We start from the raw sequence: 12,595 nt of genomic DNA, 5'->3' as shown, positions 1-12,595 counted from the left end.
CCACGCCCCTCTCCAATTAACCCTGCTCTTGCTGTTGCTGTTGCTGTTGCTGTTGCTGTTGCTGTTGCTGTTGCTGTTGCTCTTGCTGTTGCTCTTGCTGTTGCTCTTGCTGTTGCTCTTGCTGTTGCTCTTGCTGTTGCTCTTGCTGTTGCTCTTGCTGTTGCTCTTGCTGTTGCTCTTGCTGTTGCTCTTGCTGTTGCTCTTGCTGTTGCTCTTGCTGTTGCTCTTGCTGTTGCTGTTGCTGTTGCTTTTCTAGCGCGCAAGTACAGGCACCACAGATCGCGACTTCAGGAGGCCGAGCGCAGGTCTTGCGAAGGGAGGTGACGGGCATGGATGCCCGTCAAGCGCTGCGGCCCATGGATGGGCCGTCAGCGCGGTCCTCCCGGGAGCAAGGCCGGAGCGAGGGAACCCCGGAGCGTAGCGTAGGGGCCGGATGATAGGAGCCAGCCTTTTTTGGTTACTTTTTGGGGCGTTTGCCAAAAAGTGACCCGCCGTAAGGGCGGAAAGGTGAGTGAGCGCCGCCACCGCAAATGGATATGCCCGCATGAATCAAAGCCCTCGCATGAGCTTCTGGCTTCTGGCTTCTGGCTTCTGGCTTCTGGCTTCTGGCTTTCAGCTAGCGTGAATATCTATTTGCCGTGGCGGCGCTCACTCACCTTTCCGCCCTTACGGCGGGTCCCTTTTTGTCTTGGCAAAAAGGAACCAAAAACCGCCTGCTCCCATCATCCGGCCCCTACGCTTCGCTCCGGGGTTCCCTCGCTCCGGCCTTGCTCCCGGGAGGACCGCGCTGACGGCCCATCCATGGGCCGCAGCGCTTGACGGGCATCCATGCCCGTCACCTCCCTTCGCAAGACCTGCGCTCGGCCTCCTGAAGTCGCAATCTGCGGTGCCTGTACTACCGCGCTCTGAAAAGCAAAAGCAAAAGCAAACAACGGCAACGGCAACGGCAACGGCAACGGCAAGCAAATCGTGACCTACGATTGACGCAAACCCTGCCCCGTGCTCTCCTTGCACCTTGCGTTCAGGTGCCCCCTCTGGGGGTGAAACGGGAAACCGGTGCGTCGCAGGCCCTCGATCAGGGCCGGACAATCCCGGTGCTGCCCCCGCAACGGTAAGCGAGCGAAGCGTCTAAACCACTGTGCCACATCGTACGGCATGGGAAGGTGACGCTTTACCAGGAGCCCTGCTCCTCCTCGCAAGCCCGGAGACCGGCCTGGCGTTCATCAACACCCCGCGGTGGGCGGGCGCTGTCGCATTTCCCTGGGCCATTCAAGCCCGGGGTTGCCGCGCTTGCCTGTTGCTCAATCGGCACAATGCCCTACAAAGCAGAGGAACGCGTCATGCCCGTCACCAGCGCCAAACACGGTATCGCCACCCCCGTCACCCTCAGCCAGCGCGTGGTCATCGCCGCCGCTGCCAGCCTGTTGGGCCTGTGCCTGATCTACTTTGCCGGCTTCTCACACATCGAAGCCGTGCACAACGCTGCCCACGACACCCGCCACAGCGCCGCGTTCCCTTGCCACTGAGACCGCCCCATGATCAAGCGCATTGCCCGCACCGCCGGGTTCAGCGGGCTGCTCGCAGCCTTGTTGTTGACCCTGCTGCAAAGCTTCTGGGTCGCACCGCTGATTCTTGAGGCGGAAACCTATGAATCGGCAGCCCCCACCACCGAGCACCACAGCCACGATATCCAGGCAACCGTTGGGCATGAACATGCTGCGGCGCACGAACACAGTGCCGATGCCTGGTCACCGGAGGACGGCTGGCAGCGCATCCTCGCCACCACCGGTGGCAACCTCGTCGTAGCCGTCGGCTTCGCCCTGATCCTTGCCGCGCTGTACAGCCTGCGTGAGCCCAACCGCGTCACCACCGGCGCATTATGGGGCTTGGCCGGGTTCGCCGTGTTCTGCCTGGCACCCACCTTGGGCCTGCCGCCAGAGCTGCCAGGCACCGCAGCCGCAGACCTCGGCCAGCGCCAGAACTGGTGGATTGGCACCGCCGCCGCCACCGCGCTGGGGCTTGCATTGCTGGTGTTCGCTCGTCATTGGCTGCTCAAGGCCCTCGGGGCAGTATTGCTGGTAGTGCCGCATTTGATCGGCGCTCCGCAACCCGAAGTCCATGAAAGCCTGGCCCCAGAAGCCCTGGAAACACAGTTCAAGATCGCTTCGTGGGCAACCAACGCTGCCTTCTGGCTGGCTCTGGGCCTACTCAGCGCCTGGCTGTACCGCCGTTCCAGCCAGGCTTGATGGCAAGCCACCACCCGCTGCCGGCGCTTTACGCCGGCTTTGGTTGCCGCCGGGGCTGCCCGGTTGAGGTCCTGGACGATCTGCTGCACCAGGCACTTCATGGCCACGGGCTGACGCTGTCGGCGTTGCGCGGCATCGCCAGCATCACGTCGAAAGCCGACGAACCTGGCCTGCGACAACTCGCCGAACGTCACAATTTGCCCCTGCTGGTGTTCGACGCCTCGCAACTACAGGCTTACGAGCCACAACTGAGCCATCGCTCTGCGGTGGCATTCGCCCACAGCGGTTGCTGGGGCGTCGCGGAGAGCGCAGCCCTGGCAATGGCCCATCATGAACGCGGCAACGCCACGCTTGTGGTGACGCGGCAAACGCTCGGCGCCGCTACCCTGGCCCTTGCCTGCGGCGGATAATTGCCCCACCCATTCACCTGCAAGGATTTTCCATGACGGTCTACTTCATCGGCGCCGGCCCCGGCGACCCGGAATTGATCACGGTCAAAGGGCAACGCCTGATCCGTCAGTGCCCAGTGATCATCTACGCCGGCTCCCTGGTGCCCGCGGCAGTGCTCGACGGGCACCAGGCCGAGACCGTGATAAACAGCGCGGAACTGCACCTGGAGCAAATCGTGGAGGCCATGCACGCGGCCCATGAAAAAGGCCAGGATGTCGCCCGTGTTCACAGTGGCGATCCCAGCTTGTACGGCGCAATCGGCGAGCAGATCCGCCATCTGCGCGAGCTGGGTATCGATTACCAGATCATTCCGGGTGTAACCGCTACCGCTGCCAGTGCCGCGTTGCTGGGCTGCGAGCTGACGCTGCCTGAGGTGGCGCAGACGGTCATTCTAACCCGCTACGGGGACAGCTCACCCATGCCAGCAGGCGAGCAACTGGGCGACCTGGCGCGTCATGGTTGCACCTTGGCGATCCACCTCGGCGTGAAACACCTGGCTCGAATCGTCGATGAGCTTGTCCCCCATTACGGCGCAGGCTGCCCGGTGGCCGTTGTTCACCGCGCCACTTGGCCCGATCAGGACTGGGCACGGGGCACCCTCGAGGATATCGTCGAGAAGGCAGCCGCGAAGGGTTTTCGTCGCACCGCGCTGATTCTCGTCGGGCACGTACTGGGCGATGCTCCGTTCGCCGAGTCAGCCCTGTACCGCGCCGGGCATGCGCACCTTTATCGCCGGGGCAGTTGAACATTGCCAAGCTGATACAGACCGTAGCAGACTCCAGGCTCCATCCCGCGGACCGGAGTCGCGCCCATGCTGGAACTACGCCCCAATTGCGAATGCTGCAATAGCGATCTGCCGGGCGACAGCCCTGACGCGCTGATCTGCTCGTTCGAATGCACATTCTGCAAAAGCTGTGCTGAAACCCACTTCAATGGCCGCTGCCCCAACTGCTCAGGTCAATTGGTCGCACGCCCCACCCGGGTTGGTACGGCCTTGAGCAACAACCCACCTGCCACTGAGCGCGTGCTCAAGCCCCACGCCCGCTGTGCTTGAACAACTTGCAGCCACAAGCATCGGCGAAAAAATACCCTGGCGATGCTTGTACTCAGACGATTTTGTAGGATTTTTCAACAAAGTCGTCCCCCTAACTCAACAGATCTATACTCGCCATTACCAAGGAACCGGAATGGACGTATCGTGCTGCGCTGCAGAAAGACCTTGCAGACGTATTCCTGATTAGCCTTAGGAAACGGACCACATTCCGACAGGAGTTAGCCTCATGACAACCGTGCTGATCGTTGACGATCACTCTACCGTTCGATTCGCGCTGCGCATGCTGCTTGAGCGCGAGCGCTTCAAAGTTGTGGGGGAAGTCGAGAACGGTAGCGAAGTGGCGCAGGTAGCACGCAACCTGCGACCCGACGTCGTGATCCTGGATATCGGGCTTCCTGGCCTCGACGGCATGGAAGTCATCAAGCGCCTGCAGCAACTCGAACAGGTCCCCAGGATCATGGTATTGACCGGACAGGCCACCGAGTTGTACGTCCGCCGTTGCCTGGATGCCGGTATAGGCGCATTTGTAACCAAAGATGAAGATCTCGATGCCGTCGTCTTTGCCATGAAAGCCTTGGTCAAGGGGTACTCGACCTTCCCGCAGATGTCGGTGAACAGCAACACTCTGGACAGCGAGCACGGGCGCCTGGGCAGCCTGTCAAATCGGGAGATGGAAGTGCTTCGGCGTCTGGCCCGTGGTGAAAACAACAAGAACATAGGCCATTGCATGAACCTCAGCGCCAAGACCATCAGCACCTACCGTGGCCGCATCATGGACAAGCTCAAGACTGAATCATTGGTAGAAATGGTTGATCTGGCCAAACGCAATAACGTCAATTAGGCGCGTGATCGGCATGAAGTGCGTACTGGTTGCGCTGTTGCTGGCCATTGGCATGGCTGGCTCCGCGCTCGCCGCACCGGCAGATGTCGAAACGCGGCGCTTGTTGGCACGTGCTGTCAGCACCGCTTCACCACTGCAACTCGATGCCCAGGACCGCCAATGGTTGCAGCAGCGCAAAGTTCTGTTGCTGGGCAGCTCGCGTCCCGATTATCCCCCGTTCGAGATCAACATCAGCCCGAGCGACTATGAGGGCCTGAGCGCAGACTATGCCGGGCTAATATCCGAACTTCTGGAGATACCGATAGAGGTCAGGCGCTTTCCCAGCCGCCATGCGGCGATCGCAGCCTTACGCGACGGCAAAATCGATTTGCTGGGCAGCTCCAACAGTTTCGAAGCGGCCGATGCCCAGCTGAACCTGAGCCAGCCCTACGCAGACGATTTGCCAGTCATCGTCACCCGCGAAGGGCGCACCCTGAAAAACAACACAGACCTCACAGACGTGCGCCTGGGCATGGTCGATCACTACCTGCCGAGCGAAACGGTCCGCTCGCTCTACCCCAAAGCACAGTTGAGCCTTCATCGCTCAACGCTGGCAGGGCTGGCAGCGGTGGAAATGGGAGAGGTGGACGCCTATCTGGGCGACGCTATCAGCACCGATTTTCTTATTGGCAAAAGTTACCAGGGTACGGTGAAGATCGACCATTTCTGCCGTGGGCCAGCGGGCACCTTTTCCTTCGCCCTGGCCAATGACAACCCGCGCCTGCGCCGCCTGATCGACATGGCCCTGGCAAGGATCACAGAAAGCGAGCGTTTGAACATCCTGCGCCGTTGGACAAGTGGCAACACCAGCCTGTTGCTCGAACGCCATCTGTCAGCACTTACCGCGGAAGAACAGACGTGGATAGACCAGAATCCTACTGTCAGTGTACTGATCGACGCCGCACTTGCGCCGCTGACCTTCAACGATGCCCAGCAGCAGCCCAGCGGGATTACCATCGACCTGCTCAAGCAGATAACCCTGCGCACCGGGCTGACATTCAAGCTCATCGAGCGTAACGCCGTGCAGACCATGATCGAACAAGTGGCACGCGGCGAGGCGCAGATGATCGGGGCCCTGGGTTATGGTGCGAAGCGCCAGACGCAACTGCGCTACACCCGCCCCTACCTCGTCAGCCCGAGGGTTCTGGTCACACGCAGCCAGACGCCCTGGCCGCCAAAGTCCAGGGGGCTGGAGGGCAAACGTATCGCCCTGCTGCGGGGCTCACCCCTGCGAGCAGAAGTGCAACGCCAGCACCCCAAGGCGGTAGTGGTAGAAGTGAACAATCCGCTAGGCTTGATGGAAGCAGTCGCCAACGGCAATGCTGACGTCGCCTACAGCAGTCATATAAACGCGAAGTACTACATCACTCATGTTTTCAAGGACCAGCTACGCATAGCCACAGTGCTCGGTGATGACCCGGCAACTGCCGCATTCGCCGTCGCCCCTGACCAGCCGCAGTTGCAGGCCATTCTCGACAAAGCCCTGTTGAGCATTCCTCCTGAAGAACTCGACCAACTGATCAATCGCTGGCGTATCAGCACCGTGGTCAGCGACAGCCCATGGCGCAACTACCGCACACTGGCATTGCAAGTGCTGGTGCTTTCTGCGCTGTTGCTGGCCGGCGTGGTGTTCTGGAACAGCTACCTGCGCAAACTGATAAACCAGCGTACCGAGGCGCAGCGCGCCTTGCAGGAACAATTGTCGCTGAGCCGCGGCCTGCTCGAACAGCTGCGCCAGGCCAAGGACGATGCTGAACGGGCCAGCCATACCAAAAGCACCTTTTTGGCGACCATGAGCCACGAGATCCGCACGCCCATGAATGCGGTGATCGGCCTGCTCGAACTGGCGCTGGAAGATAGCCGTAAGGGCCGTTGCGATACTCAGGTCCTGCAGACCGCGCATGATTCGGCCATTGGACTGTTGGGGCTGATTGGCGACATCCTCGATATTTCCCGGATCGAATCCGGCCACATGAGCCTGCAGCCAGAAGCCACCGACCTGGTCGAACTGGTCCGCACCACCCTGCGGGTCTTCGACGGCAATGCACGAGTCAAGGGCCTGCGCCTGCACTGCGAACTACCAGAAGGGCCCGTCTGGGTGTTGGCAGACGCCCTGAGGATCAAGCAAATCCTCTCCAACCTGCTGAGCAATGCAATCAAGTTCACCGATCGGGGCGAGGTTCACGCAACCTTGGCACTTGAGCCGACAACCGCCGGCAACAGCGTGCAAGTGCAGCTGAGCGTGCGCGACACCGGTATTGGCATTGATTTGACAGACCAGGCTCGTCTCTTCAGCGCTTTTGCCCAGGCTGATGGCCCACGGGCGCGACAGGGCGCAGGGCTGGGTCTGGTGATAAGCCGCACCCTTGCCAAACTGATGGGCGGCACCCTTAACCTGCAGAGCGTCGAAGGTGTAGGCACCAAGGTATCGGTCGAGCTGCAGCTGCCGACCTGCAAAGCCCCGATGCCTGCCGAGCACGCTGTACCCAGCCAAGGTAGTGAAAGCGGGCCCCTGAACATCCTGGTGGTGGATGATTACCCGGCCAACCTGCTGTTGCTGGAGAAACAGCTCAATACTTTGGGCCATCGAGTGACGTTGGCCGAAAATGGCCAAACGGCGCTGGCCCTCTGGCAGGCTGAAGAGTTTGACCTGGTCATCACCGACTGCAGCATGCCAGTGATGGACGGCCACCAACTGGCCCGCAGCATTCGTCTGCAGGAGCATGAATTGGCCAGGTCAGCCTGTACGATCATCGGGATCACCGCCAACGCCCAGGCCCAAGAACATGAGCGTTGCCTGGCCAGTGGCATGGACGACTGCCTGTTCAAACCTGTCGGCCTCAGCGCCCTCAAAGCCCATTTGCCGCAGAACCAAGCCACTCCTATTGCGCCGCAGCCAAAGGCCAGCGGCTTCAACCTCGACGAGTTGCGCCACCTGACCCAGGACGATGAACAGCTTGTCCGCCGCCTGCTTGAACAGCTTTCGCAAAGCGCCAGCGAAGACCTTGCGGCGCTACGCGGCCTGGGCAGTACACCGGACGGCGATGCGGTGCGCGCCGTCGCCCACCGTATAAAGGGCGGCGCCAAGATGCTCAAGGTGCGCGGCGTGGTCACGGATTGCGAAGCCATCGAACAGGCCCAGGCGCGGGGCGTGCCCACCGACGCCCTGCGCCTGCAACTGGAAACCAGCCTGCAGACCCTGCAGCGCGAACTCTCCGACGCCCTCAGTGCAATTGCAACGTAGAATTGATCTGGCTGATCGCGTCAACCACGTGGCGTGACCCCTGCTGGATCTCCATGATCACAGTCCCTGCCTCGTTAGCCAGGGCAACACCTCGCCCCGTGCGTGTCAGGCTCGATTGCATGCTGGCCACTGCCGTGAGCGAAAGATCATGGTTCTGCCGTACCACATCGACGATCTCCAGGGTCGCCTTGCTGGTGCGTGCGGCCAGGCTGCGCACCTCGTCGGCGACCACAGCGAAACCGCGCCCATGTTCACCAGCACGTGCCGCTTCGATCGCGGCATTCAAGGCCAGCAAGTTGGTCTGATCGGCGATGCCGCGAATGGTCAGGACAATCTGCCCGATCACGTCCGATTGTTTGCTGACGGCATCGATGCTGCGCGCCGCGTCATTGAGCTCCTGGGAAATCTGCTCGATGACTTGCACGGTTTGCTGTACCACTTCGGTGCCCTTCCGTGCGCATGCATCAGTCTGTACCGAACTGGCATGGGCCGCTTCAGCGGCGCTTTGCTGCGTACTGACCTGCGCGGTGATGTCGCTGGCGAACTTGACCACCTTGTATAGCCGGCCCTTGCTGTCGAAGATCGGATTGTATGAGGCCTCGAGGTATACCGTCTGGCCTTGCTTGTTGACCCGTTCGAAACGATGGGAGTGATACTCGCCACGGTTCAGCGAAGCCCAGAAATCGCGGTATGCAGACGACTCCCGCTCATGGGCCAGACAAAACAAGCCGTGGTGGCGGCCCACTACCTCTTCCAGGCGATAGCCCATGGTAGTCAGGAAATTCTCGTTAGCCTTGATCACCCGCCCCTGCGGCGTGAACTCGACCACCGCCATGGAGCGACCGATGGCCTTGAGCAGGCTTTCGCTCTCGTGCTCATCCTTGATCCGCTGACTGATATCGGAAGCCACCTTGATCACACTGATGACCTGCTGACGCTCATCGAGCACCGGCATGTAGCTGGCCTCCAGCCAGACTTCACGGCCGGCCTTGTCGATACGCTCGAACGTGCCGCTGATTGGCTTGCCCTCGCCCAACTCGCGCCACAACTGCTGATATTCGGCACTTTTGCTGTAGTCGGGGTCGCAGAACAATCGGTGGTGCTTGCCCCGCAACTCATCGACGCCATAGCCCATTGCCAGGCAGAACTGCGCATTGGCATCGAGAATGGTGCCGTCAGGGCCAAACTCGATCATCGCCATTGAGCGGCTGATCGCCGCGAGTTTTGCCTGGGTTTCTGCCAGAGCCTGGCGAGCGCGCTGAATCTCGAGCAAATCTGACTTGCGATGGAAATCGAACATGGCGCCGGGGTCCTTTATGCGCAGGGTTTTCTGAGCATAGATCGGCGCCGACAGCGTGCAAGCAAACTGCTATCACTTAGTGATTAGTGTATTCGTGCGGCCCATCCCCGCCCCATGCGTGCGGGCTCAGGAACTTTCTCGCACCATCAGCTCAAACCCCAGATCCTGCTGCTCGGTAGCCACTCGCTTGCCATCGAGCAACGCCAGCAGCGCCTGTGCCGCGCCCCGACCAACGGCGGCACGCGGTGTGCGAATGGAGGTCAGACGGGGAACCATATGCGCCGAAGCCGGCAGGTCATTGAACCCGACCATGGCTACTCTCCCTGGAACTTCGATACCTTGGCGCAAGGCCTGCAGCACAGCACCTTGGGCAAGGTCGTCGTTGCAGAAAAAAATGCCATCCACATCCGGTGCCTGCGCCAACAATTGGCTGAACAGTTCACTGCCCAGTGCAATGGACGAGGGTTGCGGCGACAGGACCTCCAGTTCGGTAGCGTGCATGCCGGCTTCAGCCAGCGCCTGGCGGAACCCTTCGGCACGCTGCATCACCCGTGGGTCAAGTTGCGCGGCGATGAACGCCAGGCGCCGCCGGCCTCGCTCGAGCAGGTGCCTGGCAGCAGCCCGACCAGCCTGCTGCTGGGAAAACCCTACCGACAACATGCCAGGCGTGCCACCCAGCTCCATCATGTGGACGCAGGGCACGCCGCTGGCCACCAGCATCTGCCGAGAAGCCTCACTACGCTCGAAACCGGTGAGCAATATGCCGCACGGTTGGTACGCCAGGTAATTGCGGATCAGATTCTCTTCTTCGTCGATATCGTAGTGATAGTTACCGATCAGCACCTCGAGCCCGCGGGGGCGCATCACTTCGTGGATGGCCTCCAGAGTGTCGATGAACAGCTGGTTGGACAACGACGGAATCAGCACAACCACCGACTGGCTGCGTGCAGAAGCCAACGCCCGGGCAGCGGGGTTGGCGATATAGCCAAGGCTCGCTGCCGCGGCCACCACCTTTTCCACCAGTGCCGGAGCCACGGTGCTGACACCGCGCAAGGCGCGGGAAGCGGTAATCGGGGAAACCCCGGAGAGCCTGGCCACTTCTGCCAGGGTGGGTCGACCGGTAGTGCGGGAGCCTGAGCGGGACATGAGTGTTGTAATTTTACTACTTGCCAAGGGAGGGGAACGGCCACTAAGGTAGCGCTGTCTCAGGACGCAAGCAATGTAATCTTTGGTGGTGGCCACTACGCGCCTTCTGCCGAGCGTCCATACTGCGTAACGACAAGATCAACAACACCGGGGAGTTCGCGTTTCGTCAGCGACGAGACAGCGCTATCTCACCCCGCAGGAGGTACTGATGAATTCTCCCCTGTCCGCCATCGTGGTGATGGGCGTGGCCGGTTGCGGCAAAAGCTGCATCGGCGCTGCCATAGCCGCCAGAAGCGGCGGCCGCCTGATCGAAGGCGACGCGTTTCACCCTGCCGAAAACATCCGCAAGATGAGCGCGGGCACGCCGTTGAACGACGACGACCGAGCCGGTTGGCTGGTGCGCTTGGGCCAAGAGTTGCAAGCCACGGTGCAGGCGGGCGAACGCCCGATCCTCACCTGCTCCGCACTCAAGCGCCGTTACCGCGATACCTTGCGCCAGGCCATGCCGGAGCTGGCATTCGTGTTTCTCGAACTCACCCCTGCCGAAGCCGAGAAGCGCGTCCTCGCCCGCCCCGGGCATTTCATGCCGGCGAGCCTGATCGACAGTCAGTTCGCCGCCCTCGAGCCCCCGCATGGCGAGCCTCTGACCCTGCCCCTTGATGCCACGCAGCCGATAGACACGCTGGCCGAGACGGTAGACGCCTGGCTAAAGCCCTGCGGTGAGCGGAACCTGGCGCGGACCGCATGAACCTGGCGGTTTTTCCGGCTCACCAAAGACAGCGCTGTCCCGACGCCTGAAAGCGCCGATAGTTCAATTTCAAGCAACGCCAAAAAACAACGATAAGACCGAGGCCTTAAAACCATGTTCGGACTGGCTACAGATACCTTCCTGCTGCTCGACGCCCTGGTGACCATCATCGGGCTGATCCTGCTGATCACCCATTTCAAAGTCCACCCCTTCGTCGCCCTGACCATCGCCGCCGGTTTCCTCGGCCTGACTTCCGGTATGCCGGTGGCCAAGGTCATGAAGTCATTCCAGGATGGTTTCGGTGGGGTACTGGGCTTTGTCGGGATCGTCCTCGCCCTGGGGACCATGCTCGGCAAGCTGATGGCCGACTCCGGTGGCGCCGACCAGATCGCGCAAACCCTCATTCGCGCCTTCGGCAAGAAGAACGTGCATTGGGCCATGATGTTTGCCGCGTTCCTGGTCGGCATCCCACTGTTCTTCGAAATCGGCTTCGTACTGCTGATTCCGCTGGTGTTCATCGTCGCCAGGCGCTCGGGTGTATCGCTGATCAAGATCGGTATCCCCCTGCTGGCGGGCCTTTCGGTGGTGCACGGCCTGGTGCCTCCGCATCCGGGCCCACTGCTGGCGATCGGCATTTTCAACGCCGACATCGGCAAGACCATCTTCTATGGCCTGCTGGTGGCACTGCCCACTGCAATAATCGCCGGCCCGCTGTACGGTAACTTCATTTCCCGCTATATCCCGGGTAATCCGTCACAGGAACTGATGGACCAGATCGCCAAGGAGTCCGATCAGGGTAACCTGCCGAGCTTTACCGTCACCCTGGTCACCGTGCTGCTGCCGGTGGTGCTGATGTTGCTCAAGACGTTCGCTGACGTCGTGCTACCGGCCGAGCACATCGTTCGCCAGTGGATGGACCTGATCGGCCACCCGATTACCGCCCTGCTCGCTGCCCTGCTGCTGGCCTTCTACACCTTCGGCTCGGCGCGCGGCTTCAACCGCCAACAGATCATGAAGATGCTCGACCAGAGCCTGGCGCCGACGGCTGCCATCGTGCTGATCGTCGGTGCAGGCGGCGGTTTCAAGCAGATGCTGGTCGATACCGGTGTCGGCAATGTGATCGGCCAGATGGCGGTACAGGCAGAAATTTCACCGATCATGCTGGCCTGGCTGGTGGCTGCGGTCATCCGCATCGCCACGGGGTCGGCGACGGTTGCCACCATTACCGGCGCAGGCATCGTTGCCCCGGTGATCGACCTGGTGCCCGGCGTCAACCGTGAGCTGCTGGTGCTGGCCACCGGCGCCGGTTCGCTCATTCTGTCCCATGTCAACGACGCCGGCTTCTGGCTGGTCAAACAGTACTTCAACATGACCGTGGCCGAGACCTTCAAGACCTGGAGCATGATGGAGACCATCCTGTCGGTGGTCGGCATCATCTTCATCATGATGCTGTCAACGGTGGTGTGACCGCTTATCGGGGTAACGGCACCTTGGCGTTTTGAGTAGGGCCCAACGCAAGTACGTGCC

The 12,595-nt window shown here is 61.2% G+C and carries 11 protein-coding genes, 2 pseudogenes and 1 riboswitch; of the genes and pseudogenes, 9 read left to right on the top strand and 4 right to left on the bottom strand.

All coding sequences use genetic code 11. From position 1 onward, the window contains the following. Positions 1 to 16 precede the first annotated feature (16 nt). Complete coding sequence (locus tag ACMGGN_RS08535; protein WP_414156668.1) at positions 17 to 331, bottom strand: hypothetical protein; 315 nt, start codon at positions 329 to 331, stop codon at positions 17 to 19. Positions 332 to 1,006: 675 nt separating this feature from the next. Continuing rightward, a riboswitch (cobalamin riboswitch) is annotated at positions 1,007 to 1,232 on the top strand. A gap of 108 nt (positions 1,233 to 1,340) precedes the next feature. Here ACMGGN_RS08535 and ACMGGN_RS08530 point away from each other — a divergent pair. The 7 genes from ACMGGN_RS08530 to ACMGGN_RS08500 all read left to right on the top strand — a co-directional run bounded on the left by ACMGGN_RS08530 (position 1,341) and on the right by ACMGGN_RS08500 (position 7,874). After that, positions 1,341 to 1,526, top strand: a complete 186-nt coding sequence (locus ACMGGN_RS08530; RefSeq protein ID WP_115274697.1) for a CbtB domain-containing protein — start codon at positions 1,341 to 1,343, stop codon at positions 1,524 to 1,526. A gap of 9 nt (positions 1,527 to 1,535) precedes the next feature. Further along, entirely contained in the window at positions 1,536 to 2,246 is a 711-nt protein-coding gene (locus ACMGGN_RS08525; protein WP_414156667.1) for a CbtA family protein, read from the top strand. 17 nt (positions 2,247 to 2,263) lie between these two features. Further along, positions 2,264 to 2,656 (top strand): cobalamin biosynthesis protein, encoded by a 393-nt coding sequence (locus ACMGGN_RS08520; protein WP_237858996.1) that lies wholly within the window; start codon positions 2,264 to 2,266, stop codon positions 2,654 to 2,656. 32 nt (positions 2,657 to 2,688) lie between these two features. Then, complete coding sequence (cobM, locus tag ACMGGN_RS08515) at positions 2,689 to 3,441, top strand: precorrin-4 C(11)-methyltransferase (protein ID WP_414156666.1); 753 nt, start codon at positions 2,689 to 2,691, stop codon at positions 3,439 to 3,441. A gap of 66 nt (positions 3,442 to 3,507) precedes the next feature. After that, positions 3,508 to 3,750: a DUF1272 domain-containing protein gene (locus ACMGGN_RS08510; protein ID WP_046786105.1), complete on the top strand. Its 243-nt coding sequence runs from the start codon at positions 3,508 to 3,510 to the stop codon at positions 3,748 to 3,750. Positions 3,751 to 3,976: 226 nt separating this feature from the next. Next, positions 3,977 to 4,591, top strand: a complete 615-nt coding sequence (locus ACMGGN_RS08505) for a response regulator transcription factor (protein WP_046786104.1) — start codon at positions 3,977 to 3,979, stop codon at positions 4,589 to 4,591. Positions 4,592 to 4,604: 13 nt separating this feature from the next. Then, a complete protein-coding gene (locus tag ACMGGN_RS08500) occupies positions 4,605 to 7,874 on the top strand; it encodes a transporter substrate-binding domain-containing protein (protein ID WP_414156665.1) in 3,270 nt (1,089 codons plus the stop codon). Here ACMGGN_RS08500 and ACMGGN_RS08495 read toward each other — a convergent pair. The 3 genes and pseudogenes from ACMGGN_RS08495 to ACMGGN_RS08485 form a co-directional block, all read right to left on the bottom strand. Beyond that, positions 7,855 to 8,286 (bottom strand): annotated as a pseudogene (locus ACMGGN_RS08495) (methyl-accepting chemotaxis protein); the annotation flags it as partial. The gene ACMGGN_RS08500 and the pseudogene ACMGGN_RS08495 sit on opposite strands and share 20 nt — an antisense overlap. A gap of 105 nt (positions 8,287 to 8,391) precedes the next feature. Further along, positions 8,392 to 9,174, bottom strand: a pseudogene (locus ACMGGN_RS08490) (PAS domain-containing protein); the annotation flags it as partial. A gap of 126 nt (positions 9,175 to 9,300) precedes the next feature. Further along, on the bottom strand, positions 9,301 to 10,320 hold the full coding sequence (locus ACMGGN_RS08485; RefSeq protein WP_046786101.1) for a LacI family DNA-binding transcriptional regulator: 1,020 nt from the start codon (positions 10,318 to 10,320) through the stop codon (positions 9,301 to 9,303). A gap of 208 nt (positions 10,321 to 10,528) precedes the next feature. Between ACMGGN_RS08485 and ACMGGN_RS08480 the strand changes: the two genes are divergently transcribed. Further along, positions 10,529 to 11,068, top strand: coding sequence for a gluconokinase (locus ACMGGN_RS08480; RefSeq protein ID WP_046786100.1), 540 nt, complete (start codon positions 10,529 to 10,531; stop codon positions 11,066 to 11,068). A gap of 114 nt (positions 11,069 to 11,182) precedes the next feature. After that, positions 11,183 to 12,535 carry a GntP family permease gene (locus ACMGGN_RS08475; RefSeq protein ID WP_046786099.1) on the top strand — a complete coding sequence of 451 codons (1,353 nt, stop codon included), beginning with the start codon at positions 11,183 to 11,185 and terminating at the stop codon, positions 12,533 to 12,535. The last annotated feature ends 60 nt before the right edge of the window (positions 12,536 to 12,595 follow it).

Source organism: Pseudomonas sp. BNK-30 (assembly GCF_047456185.1).
Lineage (GTDB): Bacteria > Pseudomonadota > Gammaproteobacteria > Pseudomonadales > Pseudomonadaceae > Aquipseudomonas > Aquipseudomonas putida_E.
The sequence above is the reverse complement of the archived record's forward strand: the minus strand, read 5'-3'. Positions and strand labels throughout refer to the sequence as shown.

Excerpts from the sequence above, each read along its gene's own strand:
- ACMGGN_RS08485 (WP_046786101.1), bottom strand. The coding sequence starts at position 10,320 with ATGTCCCGCTCAGGCTCCCGCACTACCGGTCGACCCACCCTGGCAGAA.
- ACMGGN_RS08535 (WP_414156668.1), bottom strand. The coding sequence starts at position 331 with ATGCCCGTCACCTCCCTTCGCAAGACCTGCGCTCGGCCTCCTGAAGTC.
- ACMGGN_RS08510 (WP_046786105.1), top strand. The coding sequence starts at position 3,508 with ATGCTGGAACTACGCCCCAATTGCGAATGCTGCAATAGCGATCTGCCG.
- ACMGGN_RS08505 (WP_046786104.1), top strand. The coding sequence starts at position 3,977 with ATGACAACCGTGCTGATCGTTGACGATCACTCTACCGTTCGATTCGCG.
- ACMGGN_RS08480 (WP_046786100.1), top strand. The coding sequence starts at position 10,529 with ATGAATTCTCCCCTGTCCGCCATCGTGGTGATGGGCGTGGCCGGTTGC.
- cobM (WP_414156666.1), top strand. The coding sequence starts at position 2,689 with ATGACGGTCTACTTCATCGGCGCCGGCCCCGGCGACCCGGAATTGATC.
- ACMGGN_RS08530 (WP_115274697.1), top strand. The coding sequence starts at position 1,341 with ATGCCCGTCACCAGCGCCAAACACGGTATCGCCACCCCCGTCACCCTC.
- ACMGGN_RS08475 (WP_046786099.1), top strand. The coding sequence starts at position 11,183 with ATGTTCGGACTGGCTACAGATACCTTCCTGCTGCTCGACGCCCTGGTG.
- ACMGGN_RS08525 (WP_414156667.1), top strand. The coding sequence starts at position 1,536 with ATGATCAAGCGCATTGCCCGCACCGCCGGGTTCAGCGGGCTGCTCGCA.
- ACMGGN_RS08500 (WP_414156665.1), top strand. The coding sequence starts at position 4,605 with ATGAAGTGCGTACTGGTTGCGCTGTTGCTGGCCATTGGCATGGCTGGC.